At 44.7% G+C, this 22,323-nt stretch carries 25 protein-coding genes; 17 read left to right on the plus strand and 8 right to left on the minus strand.

From position 1 onward, the window contains the following. From QUA70_RS16950 to QUA70_RS16960, 3 genes are all read right to left on the minus strand, one after another. The coding region (locus QUA70_RS16950; RefSeq protein WP_445301493.1) for a WD40 repeat domain-containing protein at positions 1-756 on the minus strand (756 nt) is incomplete at its 3' end. A 1-nt stretch (position 757) separates the two neighbouring features. Further along, positions 758-2,122 carry an NACHT domain-containing protein gene (locus tag QUA70_RS16955; RefSeq protein WP_333348804.1) on the minus strand — a complete coding sequence of 455 codons (1,365 nt, stop codon included), beginning with the start codon at positions 2,120-2,122 and terminating at the stop codon, positions 758-760. Between the two features lie 60 nt (positions 2,123-2,182). Then, positions 2,183-3,649, minus strand: a complete 1,467-nt coding sequence (locus QUA70_RS16960; protein ID WP_333348802.1) for an AAA family ATPase — start codon at positions 3,647-3,649, stop codon at positions 2,183-2,185. Positions 3,650-3,798: 149 nt separating this feature from the next. On the opposite strand from QUA70_RS16960, the gene QUA70_RS16965 reads away from it, so the two are divergent. Further along, positions 3,799-4,161, plus strand: coding sequence for a TRADD-N-associated membrane domain-containing protein (locus tag QUA70_RS16965; protein WP_333348800.1), 363 nt, complete (start codon positions 3,799-3,801; stop codon positions 4,159-4,161). Positions 4,162-4,228: 67 nt separating this feature from the next. Here QUA70_RS16965 and QUA70_RS16970 read toward each other — a convergent pair whose 3' ends face one another. Continuing rightward, complete coding sequence (locus QUA70_RS16970; protein ID WP_333348844.1) at positions 4,229-5,191, minus strand: glycosyltransferase family 9 protein; 963 nt, start codon at positions 5,189-5,191, stop codon at positions 4,229-4,231. Positions 5,192-5,363: 172 nt separating this feature from the next. On the opposite strand from QUA70_RS16970, the gene ispD reads away from it, so the two are divergent. Next, a complete protein-coding gene (gene ispD, locus QUA70_RS16975) occupies positions 5,364-6,050 on the plus strand; it encodes a 2-C-methyl-D-erythritol 4-phosphate cytidylyltransferase (protein WP_333348798.1) in 687 nt (228 codons plus the stop codon). An 85-nt stretch (positions 6,051-6,135) separates the two neighbouring features. Beyond that, the gene (locus tag QUA70_RS16980) at positions 6,136-6,459 is read left to right on the plus strand and encodes a hypothetical protein (RefSeq protein ID WP_333326651.1); all 324 of its coding nucleotides are present in this window, start codon (positions 6,136-6,138) and stop codon (positions 6,457-6,459) included. Between the two features lie 158 nt (positions 6,460-6,617). Here QUA70_RS16980 and QUA70_RS16985 read toward each other — a convergent pair whose 3' ends face one another. Continuing rightward, on the minus strand, positions 6,618-7,550 hold the full coding sequence (locus QUA70_RS16985) for a LysR family transcriptional regulator (RefSeq protein WP_333348796.1): 933 nt from the start codon (positions 7,548-7,550) through the stop codon (positions 6,618-6,620). 261 nt (positions 7,551-7,811) lie between these two features. On the opposite strand from QUA70_RS16985, the gene QUA70_RS16990 reads away from it, so the two are divergent. From QUA70_RS16990 to QUA70_RS17005, 4 genes are all read left to right on the plus strand, one after another. Further along, the gene (locus tag QUA70_RS16990; RefSeq protein WP_333348795.1) at positions 7,812-8,105 is read left to right on the plus strand and encodes a hypothetical protein; all 294 of its coding nucleotides are present in this window, start codon (positions 7,812-7,814) and stop codon (positions 8,103-8,105) included. A 91-nt stretch (positions 8,106-8,196) separates the two neighbouring features. Next, on the plus strand, positions 8,197-8,460 hold the full coding sequence (locus QUA70_RS16995; protein ID WP_333348794.1) for a hypothetical protein: 264 nt from the start codon (positions 8,197-8,199) through the stop codon (positions 8,458-8,460). 81 nt (positions 8,461-8,541) lie between these two features. Beyond that, positions 8,542-9,606, plus strand: coding sequence for a tetratricopeptide repeat protein (locus QUA70_RS17000; protein ID WP_333348792.1), 1,065 nt, complete (start codon positions 8,542-8,544; stop codon positions 9,604-9,606). 38 nt (positions 9,607-9,644) lie between these two features. Beyond that, on the plus strand, positions 9,645-10,154 hold the full coding sequence (locus tag QUA70_RS17005) for an N-acetyltransferase (RefSeq protein WP_333348790.1): 510 nt from the start codon (positions 9,645-9,647) through the stop codon (positions 10,152-10,154). A gap of 233 nt (positions 10,155-10,387) precedes the next feature. On the opposite strand, the gene QUA70_RS17010 is transcribed toward QUA70_RS17005, so the two are convergent. Then, positions 10,388-11,962 carry an adenylate/guanylate cyclase domain-containing protein gene (locus QUA70_RS17010; protein ID WP_333348788.1) on the minus strand — a complete coding sequence of 525 codons (1,575 nt, stop codon included), beginning with the start codon at positions 11,960-11,962 and terminating at the stop codon, positions 10,388-10,390. Positions 11,963-12,187: 225 nt separating this feature from the next. Here QUA70_RS17010 and QUA70_RS17015 point away from each other — a divergent pair, with 225 nt between their 5' ends. The 10 genes from QUA70_RS17015 (at position 12,188) to QUA70_RS17060 (ending at position 19,860) form a co-directional block, all read left to right on the plus strand. Continuing rightward, positions 12,188-12,448, plus strand: a complete 261-nt coding sequence (locus QUA70_RS17015; protein ID WP_333348786.1) for a hypothetical protein — start codon at positions 12,188-12,190, stop codon at positions 12,446-12,448. 110 nt (positions 12,449-12,558) lie between these two features. Continuing rightward, positions 12,559-13,389, plus strand: coding sequence for a prepilin peptidase (locus QUA70_RS17020; RefSeq protein ID WP_333348841.1), 831 nt, complete (start codon positions 12,559-12,561; stop codon positions 13,387-13,389). 61 nt (positions 13,390-13,450) lie between these two features. Further along, positions 13,451-13,666, plus strand: a complete 216-nt coding sequence (locus tag QUA70_RS17025) for a hypothetical protein (protein ID WP_333348784.1) — start codon at positions 13,451-13,453, stop codon at positions 13,664-13,666. A 181-nt stretch (positions 13,667-13,847) separates the two neighbouring features. Continuing rightward, positions 13,848-14,798, plus strand: a complete 951-nt coding sequence (gene accD / locus QUA70_RS17030; protein ID WP_333348782.1) for an acetyl-CoA carboxylase, carboxyltransferase subunit beta — start codon at positions 13,848-13,850, stop codon at positions 14,796-14,798. A gap of 384 nt (positions 14,799-15,182) precedes the next feature. Next, on the plus strand, positions 15,183-15,374 hold the full coding sequence (locus tag QUA70_RS17035; protein ID WP_006633443.1) for a hypothetical protein: 192 nt from the start codon (positions 15,183-15,185) through the stop codon (positions 15,372-15,374). Between the two features lie 145 nt (positions 15,375-15,519). Continuing rightward, positions 15,520-16,008, plus strand: a complete 489-nt coding sequence (gene psbV, locus QUA70_RS17040; protein WP_333326675.1) for a photosystem II cytochrome c-550 — start codon at positions 15,520-15,522, stop codon at positions 16,006-16,008. Positions 16,009-16,155: 147 nt separating this feature from the next. After that, positions 16,156-16,656, plus strand: coding sequence for a photosystem II cytochrome PsbV2 (gene psbV2 / locus QUA70_RS17045; protein WP_333326677.1), 501 nt, complete (start codon positions 16,156-16,158; stop codon positions 16,654-16,656). A gap of 125 nt (positions 16,657-16,781) precedes the next feature. Beyond that, entirely contained in the window at positions 16,782-17,120 is a 339-nt protein-coding gene (gene petJ, locus QUA70_RS17050) for a cytochrome c6 PetJ (protein ID WP_333326679.1), read from the plus strand. Between the two features lie 402 nt (positions 17,121-17,522). After that, on the plus strand, positions 17,523-18,548 hold the full coding sequence (locus tag QUA70_RS17055) for a CHAD domain-containing protein (RefSeq protein WP_333348780.1): 1,026 nt from the start codon (positions 17,523-17,525) through the stop codon (positions 18,546-18,548). A gap of 229 nt (positions 18,549-18,777) precedes the next feature. Continuing rightward, complete coding sequence (locus QUA70_RS17060; RefSeq protein WP_333348778.1) at positions 18,778-19,860, plus strand: hypothetical protein; 1,083 nt, start codon at positions 18,778-18,780, stop codon at positions 19,858-19,860. Between the two features lie 189 nt (positions 19,861-20,049). Here QUA70_RS17060 and QUA70_RS17065 read toward each other — a convergent pair whose 3' ends face one another. Continuing rightward, entirely contained in the window at positions 20,050-20,547 is a 498-nt protein-coding gene (locus tag QUA70_RS17065) for a 2TM domain-containing protein (RefSeq protein ID WP_333348776.1), read from the minus strand. 169 nt (positions 20,548-20,716) lie between these two features. Next, positions 20,717-21,553 carry a cyanoexosortase A gene (gene crtA, locus QUA70_RS17070; protein WP_333326686.1) on the minus strand — a complete coding sequence of 279 codons (837 nt, stop codon included), beginning with the start codon at positions 21,551-21,553 and terminating at the stop codon, positions 20,717-20,719. Between the last annotated feature and the right edge of the window lie 770 nt (positions 21,554-22,323).

The raw sequence follows: 22,323 nt of genomic DNA on the forward strand, positions 1-22,323 counted from the left end.
GGCTACTGCATTTACCGAACTGGTGTGACCATTGAGAGTAAACTGTTCCTTTCGAGTTGTTAAATCCCAGACTTTGAGGGTTTTATCATATGAACCAGAAATCGCCCGCTTGCCATCAGCAGTGACGGCTATTGCATTTACCGAACGGGTGTGACCATTGAGAGTAAACTGTTCCTTTCCAGTTGTTAAATCCCAGACTTTGATGGTTTTGTCATCTGAACCAGAAATCGCCCGCTTGCCATCAGCAGTGACGGCTACTGCATTTACCGAACTGCTGTGACCATTGAGAGTGCGCAGCAGTCCCCGGCCAGGGGGAGTTAAACAAGATGTCAAAGGACGCAACCAAGGTGCTGCTTTCCACTGCTTAGCTACCTCTGCCATTCCCTGAATAGCCGGAATGTTAAAGTGCAGCAAGCGCCCTAACAATTGCCCTGCGAGTTGCGTCTTATCTAGAGTCAAAATATCGGCTGAAATCCACAGTACCGCTTGAATCAAGTTCAGGGCTTTAACTTTTTCTGAGTTGTACTCGGGGTGACTTAATGCTTCTGAATCGTCAACCAAATCGAAATCATCAATAAGTGCCTGCAGTCCAAACTCAGGATGCTGAATCTTTGCCATCAGGAAGTTAAAATCTGTCAGTCTTTGATAATACTTTTCTAAATTCCCTAACTTGATATAATTTGGCAGTAAGCTGCCCAGATAAGCACGTTGATAGTAAAGTTTTTCGCCCGCGAACTTGTCAGCAAATTCTCCCATCTCACGCCATCCCCCGTTCTAAATACTCAACTATCCGTTGATTTACTTCCTTAAAAAGCTTCCGCTTTGAATCCATCTCCCGTTTGGCTTTCAGAAAGTCAAGGAAACTAGCATGATAGATGGTATAGCAGATTTCTCCTTCTACCTTCTGCTTTTTCAAATACTCAACCCACTCATCTTCTAAAACCTGTACCACATCGCATTCATCCACCTCGGCAATTCCAGCAATCATCTCGCAGGGAATCGGCGTTCCAATCTCTAACAAAATATACAAGACAATCTCCATCAATTGCCCAGGCTTAGCTTCCAGCCCCATCCGCACCCAGTGGTTTTGATAATACTCTTGCAGCCCGTCGGGCAATTGCATTAAACTCAAGTCATTGTAATCGCCCTTAGCAATTGCTGGCAAAACATAGCGCAAATACATAAAATTATTTTCGCTTTTGTTGGTCAACTGTTCGACAAAACTTGCATCGAGAATGCGCCGCTCTTGAATCCACTTTTTAAGTCCATTTTTATATTCATAATCGGCATTTATAACAAATAGAATATACTCTTTGATATCATCCTGATTATAATTAGCATACTTTTCATCTCTTAAATCTAACTCTGTTACCGGAACTCCCGGAGATACAGACAGCCGCTTTCTGCCGAGGCTATAGGGTCGCCTCGTCAGCAAGAAATAAACCCGATCTGGCAGAGTGGCCGGTAAATGTAAAAGATTTTCTCCCGCCTCTTGTTCGACTTCATCCAGTGCATCAATCGCAATTACCAAACGTTCGCCCAAAGTGAGTTTTCCCGCCACGTTTGCCAGTAAAGTTGGTAAATCGGCATCTTCTGAATTTGGCAATGGATATCGGTCAATTAATTGCTGGCGAATGCTCTTCAAAAACAATTCTGGTCGGTTGCGGCGTTCGACGAAAATATTGAAATAGCAGGGAGATTTATGTTCGGAGACGTATTTGGCAACGATCGAACTTTTGCCCATTCCCGCATCCCCGATAATTGTAAAATAACCGTGAGGATTTTCGGTGATAAATTGCTGAAAAGCATCAAAAACAAATTGGCGGCCGCAAAATGTCTTAATTTTTTCTGCTATGAGTGATTCAAACTCTGGTGGTAACGAATTTTGAGCGTACCAATCTTTTGGGTCAACAATATCTGTTGGTTCTATTCCTAAAACTTTAGCTATCTTAGTAACTTGCCATCTGTTTACTCTCTGAAAACGGAGTAAGCGCTTAATTGTGGCAATGGAAACCTCAGCTTCTATCGCTAGTTTTTCTATCGTAAGTCCAGCTTTTTTGTATGATTCTCTGACTTTGATTTTTCCAGTTGCACTGGATTGAACTGTATTGGATAGGTGCATAGTAGGTTTTTAGATATGGTTGTTAGTTTGTCGAATTTAATCAAATAGTTTATCTGTGCTTTAAGTCGATCTTAAATACTCATCTATTCTGTTCTTTATTGTTTGAAAGATAGGTCGGTTTGATTTCATAATATTTTGAGATTGTATAAATTCAATAAAGTTAGTATGGTAGATAGTATAGTAGTCTTTACCACATTTATTTTTTAGTCTCAAATACTTAAGCCAATCATGCAAAACACCTTCAATATAACATTCCTCTTCATCGGCAATTTCATGAAGTTTATCAATAGGAATCTGACAGCCATTTTTATAAACCAATATATACAATAGAATTTGCCTTGATTGATCTTCATAATTTTGCATTTCCATCGCCTCCCAATGAGTCTGATAATACCTGCTCAGTGCAGGCGTTAACTCATTAAAACTTGGCTCCTGATAAGATTCATTAAGAATATCTTCTATTAAATAATTGAGGCATCTAAAGTTATTTTCACTTTTTTTAGCTATTCTCTTAATAATGGTTTCTCTGCTGATATTGTGATTGTTCATCCAATGATTAATTTTCCTATTCAATTGATTTTCTTGAACATTAAGATATGACAACAGGTAATCATTCATATCTTTATAGTGAAATTCCATATGACGTTGGTCAGTCAAATTAAATTGATATACTGGAGTACCTAAGTCAGTAGTCAAATAATCTTTATTAAGATTGTAATAATTGGTCTTAAGATTAGAAGGTTGTCTTGTTAGGAAAAAATAAACTCCATCTGGCAGAGTTTTAGGTAAATATAAAATATTTTGTCCTCCTCCTGTGTATTGATTGACTTCATCAAGATCGTCAACAACAATTACTAATCGACCACTAAATTTATTATTGTTTGTAATTTTAGACAGCAAGGCAGGTAGATTATCTTCTTCTGAATTACCCAAATTATAACGCTTAATAAGTTGTCGGCGAATACAATTTAAAAATTGCTCTGGTTTGTTTTGATAATCCCTGGTGAAAAAGTAAGAAATCACCTCTGGATGGTCATAAACATACTTGGCAGCAAGAGAGGTTTTGCCCATTCCTGCATACCCTACCAAGACAAAGTAACCTTTTTCATTGGTGCTGATAAATTGCTCAAAAGCTTCAAAAACAAATCGGCGGCCACAAAAAGTCTTATTGTTATTTTTTATTAACGATTTAAATTCTTCTGGGTAGGGAGAGGAGTTAGAAGCTTGGGTAGCAACTACTGGTTGTGATGGTTGATAATACTTTTGTTTTAATTTAGTATGCAGAGTCCTCAACTTACCTGCACCTAGTTGGCTAGCAAGTTCAGGAAAACTATTTGAAAATTTCTTGTAAATCTCTCCCAATCGTTTTTTTACATTATCATCTGATGTGCTTAACTTCACTTGAAGCTTTGCCTGATTTAGCGGGGCTTTTTCAGGAGATAAGAGTGCTGATAATAATGTTTCTGTTTGTTCTGGAGATAACTCATGTATCCCAGATTCGCCTTTAAGAAATTCTTGCCAATCCATAGTTTAATTATACCTTGACTATACTTTGATTAGACCGACCTCTAATAGACCTAAGTTTATACCTCTGGTCAACTTCACTCAATTACAGTCATGCAATGATTTTATCAGAACACAAAAGCAATTATTGATAAACAACAGAGGTCAGTCAAATGAATTTTAACTTATTCGGCAACTCACACCCTGATGAAGATTATAACGACATCACAGAAGAAATACTGGAAGAATGGCTGCGACAAGTTCGCCAAAGCTACAATGTAGCCCTTACCGTCATCGGTACATCGGCAATTCTTGCTTTCGTAGGTGTGGGACTTGTTTATGCTAATAAAGTTCAGGAAGGTGCTGTCACTACTGCCGCGGGAGGAGTAACAACTGTTGCCGCTACTCGGTTTGCCAACCAAAAAAAGAAGGAATTACAGCAGATGATGGAGCTTGTGGAAAAACGAAGAACGAAAGAGGAATTACGGAAAATGATTCCTCGTCCCCAGGCTGCGCCTCCTGTGAAGCCCCGATAAGCGAGGCAGAGCCTCTGGATATGGGTTCCCAGGAATGGCCTGGGAACCAGCTAAGATATCCTAGTTCTTAGCCGCCCCAAACCTTCTTTAAAACATCTTGAGGAGAGATGTCTGCCATTTTGCCAGTAGGAGATTTAATGCCCAAAAATCGATCGCTCTTTGGCAGCAATTTTGCAGGTTCAGTCGGGCCGAACAAAGCTATTGTATAAGTTTGAACCGCCACAGCTAAGTGCATCGGCGCACTGTCCGTACATATCATCAAATTAGCAGCAGCAATTGTCGCCGCCAACTTGCCGACATCATCCGGCGAGATAACTTTTACATTCGGACATAACTCGACTAACTTTGTCACGAAGTCTGCATCTTCTGGGCCTTTCACAACAACAATAGGCAAATTCGGCTGCCGCTGCTGACAGTCTTCGATGATTTGCTTCCAGTTGTCTGTAGGGTAAATTTTGTCAATACCTTTAGACACAGCTAATTGACTGGAACCGCCGTGAATTAGAATGTAGCCGCTTTCTTTTACGCCCAACCGCTGCTGTTCGGCTTCCGCCCACTGGATGTCCTGTTTTGGTACATTAATTGCCACTGGCGGACAAGGATTTGTAATGTTAAATCCTTGCAGCAAATCGTGGTACATTGAAGCGGCGTACTGTTCAGTTTTCAGCGGTACAGCAGCAGTGAGAAATCGAGCACCGTTGGTTCCACAATAGCCAACTCTCTGCGGAATGCCGGTCAGCCACAGCAGCAGCCCTACAGTCCACCGCTGGCCGAGGGAAATAACTGCTTCGTATTCGCGATCGCGAATTACGCCCAGTAAATTGCCCAAATCTGCCATAGCGTTGCGGTCTTTGAAATTGTACGTCAAGACTTCTTTGACGGATTTGCAGACTCGGTAAGCACCCTTTGCCCTCGGTTCCACGATGACATCAATTTGCGCGTCGGGATAAGACTGCTTGAGGTCATCAAGAGTGGGGAAAAATAAAATTTGGTCGCCAATCCCGCCAGGGACAAGTGCTAGTATTCGCATCATAAACGATCGGGCTATTATTGATCGAGGTAGCTCTCAGAGATCGGCTCTCAACTATCAGCTTATAGTATTTCTAGACCTTAAAAGCTACTGGCTGACAGCTAAACAACTGACTCAAAAGTACAGGACGCTCTTATTATATATATCTAGTTGGGTTAAAAACGGTTAGTAAATGCACTTATTAATTCCTGCAGCAGGTTCGGGGCGACGGATGGGGAGTCAGCGGAACAAACTGCTGCTGACTTTGCTGGGAAAACCTTTGCTGAGTTGGACTTTGGCTGCTGCTGAAGCTTCGCAGCACATTAGCTGGATTGGCATCATGGGCCAGCCAGACGATTTTCCTGATTTTCAAGCGATTCTGAGCGATTTATCTTTGGTTAAGCCCGTGGAACTCATTAAAGGAGGCGCCACCAGGCAAGAGTCAGTTTACAACGGTTTGCAGGCTTTGCCGGAGGATGCCGATCGAGTGTTGATTCATGACGGGGCCCGATGTTTGGCAACTGCTGAATTGTTCGATCGATCTGCAGAGGCCCTCTTGACCTGTCCAGGCTTGATTGTCGCCGTCCCGGTCAAGGATACGATTAAGGTCGTAGATGAGCGTCGGATCGTGCGAGACACCCCAGACAGACGCAATTTGTGGGCAGCCCAGACTCCCCAAGGATTTGAAGTGAACTTGTTAAAGCAGTGTCACGAAGAAGGGCGACAAAAAGGTTGGGAAGTGACAGACGATGCGGCTTTGTTTGAAAAATGCGGTTTACCAGTGCAAATTGTGGAGGGGGAAGAGACGAATTTGAAAGTCACAACACCCGTTGATTTGGCGCTAGCTGAATTTATTTTGCGGCAGAGATACGGGGAATAGTTTTGAGTTGTGTAATCGGGAATGCGACTCAGCTATGTTGTGGTCATTGTGAGAAAATCTGTAATACAAGTGGAGGATGAAAGAAATGCAATATAGCGGTAAATGGCGGATCACAGAGATGGCAATGTGGGATAGTGATTACTTGGACATGGAAGTTGAAGCCTATATCGAGATTGAACCCACAGGTTCGGGAGAATTTCAATTCGGTTTAGTATCAGGTGAAATTGACGGCGAAGTGGTAAAAGACCGAGATGATGAGCGATTCGAGTTTACATGGGATGGCAATGACGAATGTGACCCTGCATCTGGTAGCGGTTGGCTGAGATTAAAGGGTAAAAATTCACTAGACGGTCGAATCAAATTCCACCAAGGCGACAGTTCTAGTCTTGTTGCAAAACGCATGAAATAGGCAATCAGCGATCGTACTATTGCTGAGGCGTATTTTTTTCAACTGCAGATGAACGCAGATAAAAGCAGATAAAATCCCATCCGCATTCATCTGTGTTCATCTGCTGATATCTGCGGTTAAAAAGTACAATCTAACCAACCACCCATAACTTAGGTTTCTCATGAAGGATTAATCGCAAACTCGCCCTCACAATCAACCTCTGCGGCACTTTTAACTAAATCCAAAAACGCAAACACAGCCGGAATCAACAACCCATCCCTCAAAACAGCCACCCCAATTACCCTTTCAAAATCCGCAGGCAAACTGCAAACTTTCACCGAAGACGGTATCGGTTCCGCCGCCAAACGCGGCAGAATTGCTGTACCCAAACCTTGCATCACCATACTGACAATAGTTGAATCTTCGCTGAGTTCGTAAGCGATATTTAAGGGAAACCCCGAAGTTGTCAAATATTTTCGCAGCGGTACAGAACAAGAATTTTCTGCAGGCTGCAAAATCAACGGATAAGCCGCTAATTCTTCCCAGGTAATCTTAGCAGTTGACAATTTGGCAGTTGGCGGCAGCAACACAACATATTTATCCCGCAAAATTTCCCTCGTTTCAAATTCATTGGAGATGGGAAGAGAGACAAAGCCGATATCTGCTTTGCCCGATCGCAAAGCTTCTTCCACAGCTTGGGTATAATAAACTTCGGTAATGCTGACGGCAATTTTGGGAAAGCGATCGCGAAATTTAGCAATCATACCGGGTAGGATATGAGTTGCAACACTGCGAAAAGTCACTATCCGCACCAGGCCTCCCTGCAAACCTTTTTCTAAATCCGCTTCTTTGACCATCATTTCTAAAGCGCGGGCTATTTGACGCCCGTGACTCACTACCCTTTCCCCCACTGGTGTCAGTTGAGCACCGTGTCGTCCCCGGTGAAACAGTTGCACTCCCAATTCTGTTTCTAAAGAAGCGATGGCGTGGCTGACTGCTGATTGTGACAGTTCCAATTGCAAAGCCGCCTCGCTAAAGTTTTCACAGTCTGCTACAGCTATCAAAGCTTGAATCTGAGAGAGTTTCATCCGCCGCGTATTGATTTCGTTCATAGCGTTTGTGCCAGTAGTACCCAAATTGTCACAAGGGCTTCGATATATCGATTTTATTCATACAACCTATGCAAGCAATGCTTTGATTGTCAATTGCCCCAGAGTTAAGGTTAATTTATCAGGTAACAGATAGACTTTTACAGAACTTGCACGACAACAATATTGTGCTGTAATTGCGATGGCATTATTGCAGTTAAAAGCTATTTTTTGTAATTTTATTGGTGCAATTTTTGTAGGAGTTATCACTTTAAGGTGTTGGCTATGTTTACTTACAAAAATCGGATTGACCCCCGAATAATGAGGTTTTTTTCGATTGCCGATCGAGCTAAACCATCCGAAAAACCGAAAGGGCAATCTCTCTGTTCAGCCATAAATCAAATTGGGCAGTTTTTGCTCTACCTCACTTCTGGTGAGGACGCTCTGAGAATTTGGCAGACGCGCGATCGCTATGGTAACACTTGGTGGCACGGTTGCGATCGGGCGACTGGTCGTTCTACCTGCGTGGCGACGGATGATGAAATGCGCGCTTGGATCGATCGGCGTTATTGCCAATAGTAGTGTGTGGGTTGCCTGGAAATGAAGTGAAATACAGTTCTCGATTAGCAATTACCCATTACCAATTATCCATTACCAAGTAGGAGATGCTATGCTTCAAATATTTTCCGAATGTGCAGCGCCAGATCGCATTATTCTGATGGAAAACGAGGTATATAGATTGCCTCAAACTCATCGAGAAATTCAAGTGGTGTCAGGAATTGCTTGGATCACGCTTGACCAACAGGACATCATCTTAGAAAGCCCTGAAAAAGCATCGCTTCCACCCAGCAAAAACTTTGCTCTCATCTCCCCTCTCAACAATATGCCACTGATTATGGCCGTCTGGGAAGACAAAAACCCAGTCAGAGCCTAGGGATTGAGAAAAAATTCGGCAGGAACACCCCAAAAAGCTCTATCTTAATAGTTATCACTTAGCTATTGGAGGACTCGATCGGTGCACTGCCGCTCTTACCACTTCAGCTATCTCGCCGCTATAAGTATTGTCTTATCGCCCGCACTCAGCTTGCTGGCAATTTCAGACGCGCGGGCTTATGCCCCAATTATCAATGCGAGGCGGGCAAACGCTCGCGATAGCGCCCAGGCAACAGACCCCAAAACGCAAGCAGACGAACTCTTTGAAACAGGAGTAAAACAGCACCGCGAGGGTTTGTTTCGAGAAGCAATCGAGACTTTTGAGCAAGTTTTGGCAATCCGCCAGCAACTCGGCGACCAAGCCGGAATCGGAGAAACTCTCAATAATATGGGGGAAGTTTATGGCGAAATGGGTTTGAGGCCCAAAGCTTTGGAAGTTCTGCAGCAAGCTTTAGTCATTCACCGAGAAATCAGCGGAGGGCGTCGTATCGCGCGCACTCTCAATCTCATCGGTTTCGTTAACCGGATTGGGGACAATTTTTCCGAAGCGATGAAACTGCACCAAGAAGCTTTGGAACTTGCCCAAACTACCGACGACCAAATTGAAATTGGAGAATCGCTCCACAACATCGCGGCCGTGTACACAGAACAGGTCAATTACGCCAAGGCGATCAAATTTTACCAGCAAGCGCGGACGATTCGCACGGCCGTCGGCGATCAGCGCGATTTAGGCCGTACCCTCAATAACATGGGCGGCGTCTACTACAACATCGGCGACTTTAATAGAGCGATGGAATTTTACCACCAAGCTTTAGCAATTCGCCGGGAAATCGGAGACCGGGCTGGCGTCGGCCGCCTCCTCAACAACATGGCACTTACCTCTCGCAAACTCGGCAAAGATACTCAAGCGCTGATCTATTTTCAGCAAGCAATACCGATGTTAGAAGCAATTGGTGACAAGACAAGTATCGGACGCTTGCTCAACAATATGGGCGCAATTCATGAAAGTCTCGGTCAATATGCTCAAGCTCTCGAATCCTACGAGGGAGCTTTAAAAATTGCTCGTGAGGGCGGTGACAAAGCCGGAGAAACTACAGCAATGGAGGGCATTAAGCGATTGTCTTCCGGTCAGCTTGTACCGCAATAATGACTGTTAGTTGCTCGAACAATCAATCAATATAAGCTATGGATATCCGTACCGAAAAGCCAGAAGATGTGGAAGCTGTTCGGAAAATTAATATTCTGGCATTCGGGCGAGAAAATGAGGCTAACTTAGTCGATCGCTTGCGGGGAATTGCATCTACACTTTCCTTAGTTGCCGTACAAGCCGATCGCATTGTCGGACACATTTTCTTCAGTCCGGTTGTCGTCGCAGGAAAATGTTCTAAAAATTTGTCTATTCTGGGGTTGGCGCCAGTCGCAGTTCTACCAAACTATCAGCGCCAAGGTATAGGAACGCTGCTGATCCGGGAGGGTTTAGAAGAGTGCAGGCGATTGGGATTTCAGGCAGTGGTTGTGCTTGGTAATCCAGATTTTTATTTGCGTTTTGGGTTCATTCCTGCTAGTAGAAATAGCTTGAAATGTGAATATGATGTGCCCGATGAAGCTTTTATGGTGTTGGAGTTAGAAAGTGGAGCTTTGCAGGATTGCAGCGGAACGGTGAAGTATCGATCGGAGTTTAATCTATGCGAGTGATATTAATTCCGCCCTTCATCGGAATTATTCATCTCTTTCTGATCTCCCTCTGCGTTCTCTGCGGTTAAATGATTCCGATGCAACGGGAACTGATCTGACGAAGTGGCGGTTTTTATTGTGATGTATCGTAAAAAATTATAAAAATAACATTAGGAGTCACAGTGGAAAGCGGTTGTGCTGTACTTGCCTTGGTGAACCATAAAACCTGTACAACTATTACCCAGCAAAGTTATTTAAACGCCCCCTTTTCCCTTCTCCCCTTTTGCACGTTGCAAAATAAAAATCGGAGTCAGAGCAGATTTCCCCTTCAGAGAAACAGCTCCCAAAGCCTCGCAAATGAAGTTTAGCCCGATCGACTCACACACCCTTTCACCAATCAAAATTTGGTTTTCCCCCGCCTTGCTCATCAACCGAGCCGCCGTATTCACCGTATCGCCGAGGATATTAAACTCCCTGCGCCCTCGCGCTTCCCCAACCTCAGCAGCAAACACCGGCCCCAGGGATAGCCCTATTTGACAGCTTACTTCCACCTCTTTACCGCCGATAATTACTGGCGGCAAAGCTGCAATCATATCTCGGATTGCAATCGCCGCACTAGCGGCGCGGCTGGCGTCATCCCTGTGAGCGTCGGGTACGCCAAAATAAATCAGCATATCGGAACCGTCTAAGTGCGCCGTTACTTTTTGCAACACGCCCCCTTTAGCTGACACTACAGCATCGATCGACGCAAACACCCGAGAAAAAGCCACTATCAGATTGACTTCTTCCTCCAGCGACGCTTTGTCCACAGACTCCGGTAAACCAATCAAGTTGACAAACATCACCGTCGGTTCAGGAAAATCCGGCGGGATTTTGCGCTGATCAGCATTTTCCACCAGCAGTCTCAGAATCGCTTTGGGAATATAACTAGCAAGGGGTTCAAGCCGATTCACAGCTTCCCCGATTTCTTTTACCAAGCCCGCAACGCTGCGATCGAGCAATACCGAACTCGGCATCCGCCGCCCAGTCAAAGTGATATCATACTCTCCTAGTCGATCGTCCGTGAAATCGTCCGCCACTAAAAAATAACCCTGTTTCCCCGGTTCAAAACGAAATTGCTCTCCCAAAGACTCTCTAGCAGTTTCAGTCACACACACCCGCCCCACAGTCCCAGAACCCTCAGCTTGCTTGGCTTCCTGGACTGAATGCCCCAGCAGTACGTGAGCCATCCGCAGCGGGGTACCGATGTCAGCACTAATATAGCGGCCGCAGTGGATGCCCACCCGCATCCTCAAAGCCAAAACACCCCGCGCCGTTTCAATATTCGCAAATTCAGCCATCGCCCGCTGCATCCGCAAACCCGCCCGCACCGCCCTAGCTGTATCCTCTTGATGAACCCCTGACAGAAACTGCACCAGCATGGCATCTCCGGTAAACTCCAGCAAATCCCCGCCCGATTTGCTGACAATTTCAATCATCGAGGCAAAATAGTCGTTAATCACGCCCAGCAGGCTTTCAGCTCCCTTGCGCCCCTGAGTCGCATTCGCTTCCAACAGCGAGGTAAACCCTGCCAAATCCGTGAACAGCAAGGTGCCTGTTTGCCACTGGTAGCGCACCTCCCCTGGGTTGGGCGGAGATTCGGACACGGGCCGGGGCACGTAGTCGTGGAGGATGTAGCGGAGAGTACGCAGGTGCTCGAAAACCCCCATTAGCGTTGCGGGGGACGGATCTACCCACGCAGCAGCGTATAGTTGGGCGGAAAGAAGCGATCGCAGCCGCAGTTCGATCGCAGCCAAGGGAGGATTGTAAGTTAATCTATTAATTTCCACCTAGTATATTCTTAAAAAATAAGGTCAATCGATTTTAGATTTTAGATTTTAGATTAAAGAATTGAAGCATTGACCCCACGGATAAATTCGGGGGCTTGTGGATCGGATACAGGTTTTTTATTTCTGGACGGATGAATCCGGGGGCTTGTATCCTGGATGCTTTCGGTCAGTTCCATCTAGAGGCAACACCAATAGCTAGACCTATACCATTATGATAAGTTTCCAGTGACCAGATACCAGCCGCACCCAGAACCCTGGATAGAAACTTCCGAAAGTCACAGCTTGCTAGCTCCCGATTTGATCCGAGCGGCTCGATCGGCCTATGGTATGTATCTGAAAGTGCATTCCGAGCAGATCCAGCGTCCGATCGGTGTAGTTGTTAGTCTAGGAAGTGATCGAGGGCAGCTAATTTTTGCTTCGCAGCCGATTTTGTTGCCCGGTGAACGTTTTGTTACTTTTGACGAAATTGAATCTCAAATGTATTAGTCAGTAGTCAGTAGTTATTTGTTGGTTGTTAGTTGTTGGTTCTAATCGCCAATGCCCTTCGGCCCTTCGGCCAAATGCCCAACCAATTACCAATTATCAATTACCAATTAATGGAAATAATTTTTAATTGTATTGTTTATGTCATTGTATTTACTTTCGGATCGGCTATTGGCAGTTTTCTAAATGTGGTAGTCTATCGGTTGCCTGCGGGTTTGTCGGTGATACACCCTCCTTCTCGCTGTCCCAAATGTTTAAATCAACTCAGAAATTACGAAAATATACCCGTTTTCGGTTGGCTGTGGCTGCGGGGACGCTGCAATCACTGCCGCAGTCGGATTTCCGTCCGCTATCCGCTGGTGGAAGCAGCTACGGGTTTGCTGTTTTTGTTAATCTTCTGGCGGTTTGGCGTAACAGTGCAAACTCTTGGTTTTTGGGCTTTGTTTAGCTGGCTGTTGGCTTTGTCTTTGATTGATTGCGATACAATGACTTTGCCTAATTCTTTAACTCGATCGGGTTTGGTGGTCGGATTGGTTTTCCAAATGGCGAAAGGTTGGTGGCCGACATTTAGTCCGATCGACTCGATACACTATCTGGTACTCGATGGGATCGCGGGAGCAGTTGTCGGGTTGTGGCTGTTTGACGCGATCGGACTCGCCGGGACGATCGGCCTGGGGCAGAATGCTATGGGCGCTGGAGATACCAAATTGGCCGCGTTGATGGGAGCTTGGCTGGGGTGGAAATACTTGCTGCTAGCGGGATTTATTGCCTGTGTCGCGGGGGCTTTTGCCGGTGGCGGGGCGATCGCTATCGGGTTACTCGATCGGCGTCAACCCATGCCTTTCGGCCCGTTTCTGGCTCTCGGTGCAGCAATTACTGCTCTGTGGGGCGAAGCCATCTTATCTACTTACTTGCAGTTGTTTTTCCCGAATTTTAGTATCTGATCGGCAGGTAGTCAGGCGCGATCGAACATAATATTGTCTCAAAAATTGGTAAAATTGTTCCGTGTCTTGGATTACACTTACAACTACTAGCTTTCGTTGGGAAGCGGAATTAATGCAGCAGCTCCTAGCTGCTCATGAAATCCCGGCCCGGATTGTAGACTTGGGCATAGCATCTTATTTCGGGGCTGGAAGTGCTACAGCCCTGCAAGTTCTTCCAGAACACCAGCAAACAGCATGGCTCCTCATCAGTCCAGTTGAAGAGGACAATAGTCAGTAGTCAAGTCTGTTGTTTATTGTCAGTTGTTATGGGTTATTGGTTATTAGTTATGAGTTATTAGTTATTAGTTATTGGTAGCAGCTAACAACTCACAAATAACAACAGCCAACAGCCAACAGTCAACAGTCAACAGTCAACAGTCAACAGTCAACAGTCAACAGTTAACAATTACCAAGTTTTAATGTCTCTATTTGATTGGTTTGCAAATCGACGAAAATCAGTACCGAACTCCCAAGAACGGCCGGAACGAGAAATTGCGGACGGACTTTGGAATAAATGCGAAGCTTGCGATGCCCTGAGTTATACCAAAGACCTGCGAGCAAATCAAATGGTTTGCTTGGAATGCGGGCATCATATCAGAGTTTACAGTGACGATCGCATCGAGCAGTTGATCGATCCCAATACCTGGGTACCCATTAACGAAGGACTGCACGCCACCGATCCCCTGAAATTTCGCGATCGAAAAAAATATAGTGATCGACTCCGAGAATTTCAAGAAAAAACAGGGCACCTAGACGCCGTAGAAACAGGCATCGGCAAACTCGAAAATTTGCCAGTCGCCCTAGGAGTCATGGAATTTCAGTTCATCGGCGGCAGCATGGGCTCAGTTGTCGGAGAAAAGCTGACTCGCCTCATCGAACACGCCACGCGGGAACGCTTGTCCGTGATCATTGTCTGCGCTTCCGGTGGTGCGAGAATGCAAGAAGGAATGCTCAGCTTGATGCAAATGGCTAAAATTTCCGGGGCTCTGGAACGCCACCGGGAAGCGAGACTGCTTTACATCCCGATTTTGACCCACCCGACCACCGGTGGCGTCACCGCCAGTTTTGCCATGCTGGGAGACATTATAATTGCAGAGCCAAAAGCTACTGTGGCCTTTACGGGCGGCCGGGTAATCGAGCAAACTCTGCGGGAAAAGCTGCCGGAAAATTATCAAACTTCCGAATACTCCTTCGCCCACGGTTTTGTAGACTTGATTGTACCCCGGACTCAATTAAAGAAAACTCTTGGTCAGCTCATCAGCCTCCACCAGCCCCAGCCTTTCTTGGCCGACTCGGAATTCCCCGCCCTCGAAGCCAGCGATAACCACGCTTTGCCCCCGCAGACTCACGCTTTCAAACTTTCTCCCTAAGCTGCTGCGCCGGAGGATTGTTTGTTGGTGAGTACGGGGCACAGAGGGAAATTTCTGAGGAATTGCGAAAAACCCGGCTTCTACCAACAATATTGAGTTTGGTAACGAGACGTTCACGCAGACACCGGCTTTTGAGCCCCGCGCGCACAACTCCTATTGGTAATAACGACGCAGCAGTGGGATGATATTGATCGGAAGTTGATTGGCCCTGAAGTTAGGCTGGGCAAAAATGCCTAGTCGCAGTTAGCGGTTAGTTAGCTTGCCATAGATCGAACAAAATCTCAGAACAAACTAACAGAACAAGCTAACAGCGCTTTCTAAAATTGTCCGGCTTTCAGTTAATAGCCGTCAACTCAATTTTGACCTGTCAGCGACCTAAAAATTATGGGTTTTGCAGACCTGTCCATCGCAGAAATAGCAGAGGACTTCAACGTCCCTGTTGAAGATGTGATCCGCTTGTGCGATGAGTTGGAAATTGCCTACAAGCACCCTCAAACCCGTTTGGCTTTGGAGGATGTTAAGGCAATTATGTCCACTCTCGAAAAAAGGCGCGACTCAAAACTTCTTGCAGATTAGCTCGCAAAATTCCTCTACCTTTAAAGGTATAGCTGCACAAACTTTTCCCAGTTGTTGCAGAATCAGGGAATTTTGAAAACACATCTGTTTGCCAGGTACGATCTCTTAGCGTTCAATAATTTGCCGGATTTTTTTAAGGAGAACCATGCTTAAAAGATATTTCATTGCTCTGACCGCTGTATTCTTGAGCTTTCAGTTATTTGTCAGCAGTGCGATGGCTGTCGAACTGAGTCCTGAACTTCGCACTGTGACTTTGAATGACAAGGGTGCTCCAGTGGTGCTGAGCCTCAAACAAGTTCAGCAAGGCAAACGCCTATTCAATTCGGCTTGCGCTCAATGTCACGCTGCGGGCATGACAAAAACTGACCCGAACGTGAATTTGAGCCCGGAAACTCTGGCTTTGGCCAACCCGCCCCGGAATAGTATTGAGTCGCTGGTGGACTTTATGAAAAATCCCACCACTTATGACGGCTTTGAAGAAATTTCGGAACTGCATCCGAGTATGAAGAGTGCGGATATTTTCGCTGAGATGAGAAATCTCTCGGATGACGATTTGTACGCGATTGCCGGTCACATTCTGTTACAGCCGAAAATTGTCTCCAAGCAGTGGGCTGGTGGCAAAGGCGCTCGCTAATCGATTTTAGATTTTAGATTTTGGATTTTGGATTGAGAGAAGGCTGAAGTTCCGCAATAATTGCTGGCTGGTCGTTTTTCGCTCTAAAATCTGAAATCTAAAATTTACCTCCAGCTCATTGATTCTCGCAAAAGGTTGTAGTCCCTCATGCTGCGTCGTGGTGCTTTTGTCTGCTTTCTGTTGGGGATGTTAATTATTTTGCCGCTCGTGCTGTTGGCTCCTCAACCTGTTTTGGCTGCTGCCGATTCTTACGTGAATAGGTATTTACAAGCCAGCGAACCTGTGGCTCTGGAGTTGGACTCTGAGGGACATACTCGCTTGTTTTCGGCTCAGGATTTGTCTGCGGGCAAGGTATTGTTCGAGCAAAATTGCTTGAATTGTCACGTCGGAGGAGCTAATTTGCCAGATCCGACGATATCTCTGTCTTTGGCTGACCTCAAAGGGGCAACGCCTCCCCGCAGCAACATCAATAGTCTGGTGGCGTATCTGAGAGAACCGATGACTTATGACGGTACTGAGGAGACTTTTTGGTGCCGCCAAGTGCCGGAAAGCTGGATGCCACAGGCTGAGATTGAAAATTTAGCGGCTTTTGTAATCCGGGCTGCTCAGAAAGCTCCGGGCTGGGGCGTGGAGAATTTTGAGAGTTGAACTGCCACTGCCAAAAAGTGGTAAATTACTCGGAAGAAGGCGATACGACTGCGCGATCGCGCCTGTTTTAACAGGTAAAATATCTAAAGAATCACCTTTTGCGTGTCCATTAGAGGAGAACTGCGTTGAAAAGACTCTTATCGATCGCCCTGTTAGCGATCGCAATTTTTACCGTCGGCTTTGGCCGCCCTGCTTTGGCAGGAGATGCCGCTAACGGAGCTAAAATCTTTAGCTCGAACTGTGCTGCTTGTCACATCGGTGGCGGCAACGTGGTTATGGCCATGAAAACCTTGAAAAAGGAAGCTCTTGAGAAGTACGGTATGAATTCTCTGGAAGCTATTACCACTCAGGTAGCTAAGGGCAAAAATGCTATGCCTGCTTTCGGCGCCAAGTTGAAGCCCGAACAAATTGAGGATGTAGCAACCTACGTGCTCTCCCAATCTGAGAAAGACTGGAAAGGCTAAACTGCCTCTTTGAAGTCTGGCAGCCTGGGCGGGTTTGATTTAATTTAAAACTTGTCCTCCCGATCGCACCCTCTCTCACCCTTTGGCGAATAAACATCGGTTTGCAGCGATCTTAACCTATTTGGGAAAGCGCGCCAGAAATCCGATTTTTATTAGCTCAAGGGCGAGGGAGGGTAATTTTATTTTAGATTTTAGATTTTAGATTTTAGATTGAAGATTTTAGATTGAAGATTTTAGATTGCTAAATGCTGACTTTGTATAAACTGTCAAGCACCTTATATTAAGATTCATGTATTGAAGCCAGTCATAAATTGGGGTTGTGTGCTAGGATGTAAACCCTTTACTAGCAAAGCCTTGAAATCAAAATTAAAGTCGATCGGGGATCTGGAATCTACACCTGCCATGAACGTAAAAACATCAGCAAAAGTTAAAACTCAAGTTAAAACTCAAGTTAAAACTCTCGGAAACGCTGCATCTGGGGCGCTTGAGAAATATTTCCGCAAAAGTGTAGCGCACGAGGCTGAAGTTCTCAAAGACAAAGACGCGGAAGAACTTCATCAAATGCGCGTGGGATTGAGACGTTTGCGATCGGCTGTGACTGGTTTTGCTCCGGTTTTAAATTTGCCAAAAGAGGCTTCTGAAGGCAAAATTGGTAAGGTGGGGCGGATTCTGGGAACGCTCAGGGATTTGGATGTGATGCTCGAAAGTCTCCAAAACCGCTATTACCCGAATTTGCCGACTGAGGAACAGGAAGTTTTAGATAAAGCTTTGTTGAATTTGCTCAAACAGCGCCACCGGGCTTTGAAAGGGGTGAGGGCGATTTTAGAGCACAAAAGCTACGCATCGCTGAAGCAGTCGATCGAGGATTGGCTGGAAAAACCGAAGTTTCAGGCGATCGAACATTTGCCAATTGCTGAGGTTTTGCCAGATTTACTGTTACCTCAAGTCAGTGAGTTTTTCCTGCATCCGGCTTGGCTGTTAGGCACGGAATATGAGGATGGCGAAGTTAAAGTTGCTGATGATTTGAATGCTGAGGCTGTCGAAGAGAAGTTAGCAGCCGAGGGAACTATTCTGCACGATTTGCGGAAGCAAGCTAAGCGGGTTCGCTATTTGATGAATCTGTTTGGGGATTTTTACAGCGAGACTTACGAAGTTTATGTCGAAGATGTGAAAGCTGTTCAGGAATGTTTGGGCGATATTCAAGACAGTGAAGTTTTAGGCGAGTTTCTGACAGATTTTGTCGATCGCGATCTGAAAAAAGAGTTGCCGAAGTTGGCTGGTTTGTTGGCAGAAAATCGCTATGCAGCTTGGCAAAAATGGCAGGTTTTGCAACGCAGGTATTTGAGTTCGGAAATTCGGCAAGGTTTGCGATCTGCTTTAATTCATCCTGTGGTTGAAGATGCTGCGAAGGAAGATTCGTCGCAGTAATTAATTTTAGTGGGTGTGCAGTTAAACTTGGGCGCGCTTTGGGTGCAACTGCAAGCAACACAGAAGTAGCTCGTTCTAATTAAACGCAAGACGCTCTATAGTAGCGTCTCGCTACCCCCTGCTCTTAAAATTTTGATTGCTTATGTTAAAATTCAGTGGCGGCGGGGAAAGTCCCCGCCTGTCAAGATTTGGGTGGAAAGTAAACAAATTTTTACTCTGGAGAGAAAAAATGAGTGACCAACTTAACAAACCTCTGGAAATATGGATCAATGAAGATTTACTACTTCCTGGGGTACGCCCAGCCCCACTGCTAATGCACCTCAGCCCGCCGGACACTCGTGCAGAGTTACTGTTTTGGAATTTGCTCAGGGATAAATTGCCGGAGCTAATCAAGATTCACCGATTTACCAACTTGGCAGATGCAGGCAAAATTGTGGTTACTCCACATTTTATTTCAAGTTATTATAGCCTTAAGAAGGAACGTGAATTTTATAAATTCAAACGCCAAGTATTACGATCACAACGGACTCTCGTCACCTTTTCAAACTGTTTGGAGTTTCAACCTTCTCAAGGAGAAATATTTTTTGCAGGGGCCACTTACAATGATAAAAAAGAAACATCAATACCCACCCCCCAATGGACTTACGACCTGGGAGAGAAGGTAAAGATCTTAAAGCCATCAAGTCCTACTGTTGGTTTTGTGGGAAATGTTGAATATCCATCCCGACTAAATTCGCTGATACTACGTTATATTAAATTTTCGGATTCTATGGTTAAGGGGATGGCAGGCAACCTTTTTGTTAATCGTAATTTGAATTTGGGAAGGCGAAGGTTGATTGCACGCTTAGTCAGAAAAAAAATAATTAATGAAGTGCGAAAAGCGAAAAATCTACAAACATCTTTGATAGAAAGAAAGGGAGATTTTTTTAGTCTTCCATTGGAAGAAAGAAACCGCCAAAGAGCCGAGTATATCGAAAATATCGAGAAGAATGCTTATATCTTGGCGATGAGGGGAGACGATAATGGCTGTTACCAGCTCTGGGAGGTGATGTCAGCAGGGAGAATTCCGGTTTTCATTGATACCAATAAATCGTTACCAGAGTTGAGAGGGATGAAATGGGAAGATTTTTGCGTTATCGTTCCTTTTTCGGAAGTGCATCGGATTGGAGATTATATCCAAGCTTTTCACGATCAACTTTCGGATGACGATTTTGCTGAGGCTTGCCGCAAATCTCGCGCTGCTTTTGATCAGCTACTCCCTCACAATTTTGTGGTCAGGATTTTGGAAATAATTGCCACAAGTACCCACTAATGAGGTAGAAAAAGGGCGAGAGAATGGCGGCTAATAATAGAGGAGTTAATTTAAATATCGGAGAAAAATACAGCAGTTATTAATCATTTGTCCGATTTCTCTCCGGTCGAAGTCTTAGAGTTGGCTAGTTATTGGTATTAGCGGTAGTGGATTAGAAGAAAAAGCGATCGCTTTTTCCTTAATAGCAAATCATGACTGCAACCACTTCATAAACTTATTCGTCGCAGTACCAATAGACTCTCCGACTTGTTTCTTCAAACGCCACCGCCCAAACGCTTTTTCGTAATCTTCCCCTTCAGTTTGATAAACATTCCAAGCATTCAGCGACAATCCCAAGCCCCACGTTAGTAAAATGAACAGCGACCAAGAAAGCTCGTGCGATGCTGCTAGATTAAACAAAACTAGAAAAGTATTGACAATTGCGTACTTTGTCACATTTTTCTGCAATTTGCCGCGACGGTAACGATTAAAAGCCAGTTTCTCTTGAACTTCTCCTCTATTTGCTAACCATTGCTGTTCCGCTGCCAGAATATCCTGTTCGGAAATGCCCAATTCCGCTGCAATCTCGAAAAGCTGCACTCTGGATAATTCCCCTTCATCCTGTCGCCGCGCGATCGCAAGCTGTAAAATACCCTGAGCATCCTCTGAACCGTAAATGTGATTTATTTGACTTTCATTTGTCGCCATAACAAGTTTCCTATAATTCCTGACATCCTTTCTATGATAGATATAGGCGCACGTAAACAGCAGGTAGTGACGTTGGCGGATTTCAACACCCGGACATTGGAGTGAGCGAGACTCCTCACTATGGTAGTGGAAATCGAAGAACCGATATATTACCTCAAATTGCAACTAATTAAATTCCCGAACATTGACTAAGTTTGCTATCTCGTTTCAACATAAATTGATAAAATATCCCAAACAAAATCACCGCAATCATTCCCACGACTAAAGAACCTTCACCCTCATGCCAATATTTAAACAAATCTAGGCGATTAGATGCAACTAACAAGGCCATTCCCGCCACTCGAAAAACATTAATAATAAAACCAAAAATGACAGCGACACCTATTACCAAAGCCTTATTTTGTTTAGTAGGAAACATCACCAAACAAACTACAGCTAAACCTAATAAGTAATTCATTGCCTCTATACCAGAACAACCCCCATTTACCAACACCCTTCCTGTCGGTAAAGCAACATAATTACCGTCACGTGTTACATCAAAACCGATATACCACAAAGAATAATAAGCAAATTTAGCAGTAAGCGAGGTAATAAAATCCACTAAAGGTAACGTAATGACACTGGGGATGCCATGAAAAAATAGTATTACCAATTCACGCCAATATAGTTTTAAGTTGCGAAAACCTACCGCAAGTAGGCTCAAACCTAAACCAGACAAAAAAGGTGCAAGTCTTAAAAAAGGAGCGAATTTACTTGAAACCACAGCACTTTGAAATAAAATAAAAGCTATTAATAGCGTTCCTGCTACTCTCGACAATAGGTCACTTTTTATCTCACTCTGTTTGAGAATATCCTGGTTGTCCCAAAGCAGGGAACCCACAGCGAACCAAAAAACTATACTCATCCAAAAATGAGCAATATCGTCCAGTTTCCACAGGAGTGTCATATTCACACTTACTAAAGCTGTGGCGATAATGATGAGCCAAAAAAGTTTTCTCTTGAACATGGTAGATATTAGTTATTAGTTGATTGATGAGAGCCATACTTGGGACAATTTTTGATTGTCAACCGTAGAATAAGGGTTTCCAGTCGATTCGGCAATCGAAGTACCAACGAAAAATGGATGGTTTCACACTCCGAACTAAAAACAGTCCAGACTCTTGTTAGATCATATCATAAAAATAGTAGGGGAGGTGGACAACTTAGTAGCTTGAACTCCTCCTATGGAAAAGACTCGGATGATTTTAATGGCCGTAAATCTTTGAGATTATGTTAGTAGGCACTCTGGAATTTGATGGATGGTGAAACTCAGATGCAACTGAAATCTTGCACCATTATCAATAACACTTCTATGGGCGGGCTCTCCTGCCCAACCCCTACTCCCCACAATAAAATGCAGTTGTTGTGGAACAGGGCGGAAAGCCTGTTAAGCGAGAATGGTGCAACAGATGAGATGCAACGCATAGCTCAGCATTAGGACACCTAGTAAAAAGACTGCTACTCGAAATGATTGGTTGGGTGTCTAGCACTTGCTTACTCAGCCGCTGTAAGCAAAGACTAAAAAGGGAGTGAATCAACAATAATTAAAAATAAGTAGCCTCAATGAGGCTGGCATTTCTTGAGAGTAGACACAATTGGCACCGCGCCTGGTGTGACACTGAGGTTCGAGTAAATACGGCTGAGCGAGTTAGAGTTCGAGCAATGATCAATGGTGATTATCTCCTTTTAAAGAATCTCAGTGTCTTTAGATCGGAAATTATTAAGAAACAGCCTTAC

Origin of the sequence: Microcoleus sp. LAD1_D5 (assembly GCF_036702115.1) — a bacterium.
Taxonomy (GTDB): domain Bacteria; phylum Cyanobacteriota; class Cyanobacteriia; order Cyanobacteriales; family Microcoleaceae; genus Microcoleus.

What these genes read in the sequence shown, in the direction of transcription:
- QUA70_RS16955 (WP_333348804.1), bottom strand. Translation starts at nt 2,122, where the DNA reads ATGCACCTATCCAATACAGTTCAATCCAGTGCAACTGGAAAAATCAAA.
- QUA70_RS16960 (WP_333348802.1), bottom strand. Translation starts at nt 3,649, where the DNA reads ATGGATTGGCAAGAATTTCTTAAAGGCGAATCTGGGATACATGAGTTA.
- QUA70_RS16965 (WP_333348800.1), top strand. Translation starts at nt 3,799, where the DNA reads ATGAATTTTAACTTATTCGGCAACTCACACCCTGATGAAGATTATAAC.
- QUA70_RS16970 (WP_333348844.1), bottom strand. Translation starts at nt 5,191, where the DNA reads ATGCGAATACTAGCACTTGTCCCTGGCGGGATTGGCGACCAAATTTTA.
- ispD (WP_333348798.1), top strand. Translation starts at nt 5,364, where the DNA reads ATGCACTTATTAATTCCTGCAGCAGGTTCGGGGCGACGGATGGGGAGT.
- QUA70_RS16980 (WP_333326651.1), top strand. Translation starts at nt 6,136, where the DNA reads ATGCAATATAGCGGTAAATGGCGGATCACAGAGATGGCAATGTGGGAT.
- QUA70_RS16985 (WP_333348796.1), bottom strand. Translation starts at nt 7,550, where the DNA reads ATGAACGAAATCAATACGCGGCGGATGAAACTCTCTCAGATTCAAGCT.
- QUA70_RS16990 (WP_333348795.1), top strand. Translation starts at nt 7,812, where the DNA reads ATGTTTACTTACAAAAATCGGATTGACCCCCGAATAATGAGGTTTTTT.
- QUA70_RS16995 (WP_333348794.1), top strand. Translation starts at nt 8,197, where the DNA reads ATGCTTCAAATATTTTCCGAATGTGCAGCGCCAGATCGCATTATTCTG.
- QUA70_RS17005 (WP_333348790.1), top strand. Translation starts at nt 9,645, where the DNA reads ATGGATATCCGTACCGAAAAGCCAGAAGATGTGGAAGCTGTTCGGAAA.
- QUA70_RS17020 (WP_333348841.1), top strand. Translation starts at nt 12,559, where the DNA reads ATGGAAATAATTTTTAATTGTATTGTTTATGTCATTGTATTTACTTTC.
- accD (WP_333348782.1), top strand. Translation starts at nt 13,848, where the DNA reads ATGTCTCTATTTGATTGGTTTGCAAATCGACGAAAATCAGTACCGAAC.
- QUA70_RS17035 (WP_006633443.1), top strand. Translation starts at nt 15,183, where the DNA reads ATGGGTTTTGCAGACCTGTCCATCGCAGAAATAGCAGAGGACTTCAAC.
- psbV (WP_333326675.1), top strand. Translation starts at nt 15,520, where the DNA reads ATGCTTAAAAGATATTTCATTGCTCTGACCGCTGTATTCTTGAGCTTT.
- psbV2 (WP_333326677.1), top strand. Translation starts at nt 16,156, where the DNA reads ATGCTGCGTCGTGGTGCTTTTGTCTGCTTTCTGTTGGGGATGTTAATT.
- QUA70_RS17055 (WP_333348780.1), top strand. Translation starts at nt 17,523, where the DNA reads ATGAACGTAAAAACATCAGCAAAAGTTAAAACTCAAGTTAAAACTCAA.
- QUA70_RS17060 (WP_333348778.1), top strand. Translation starts at nt 18,778, where the DNA reads ATGAGTGACCAACTTAACAAACCTCTGGAAATATGGATCAATGAAGAT.
- QUA70_RS17065 (WP_333348776.1), bottom strand. Translation starts at nt 20,547, where the DNA reads ATGGCGACAAATGAAAGTCAAATAAATCACATTTACGGTTCAGAGGAT.
- crtA (WP_333326686.1), bottom strand. Translation starts at nt 21,553, where the DNA reads ATGTTCAAGAGAAAACTTTTTTGGCTCATCATTATCGCCACAGCTTTA.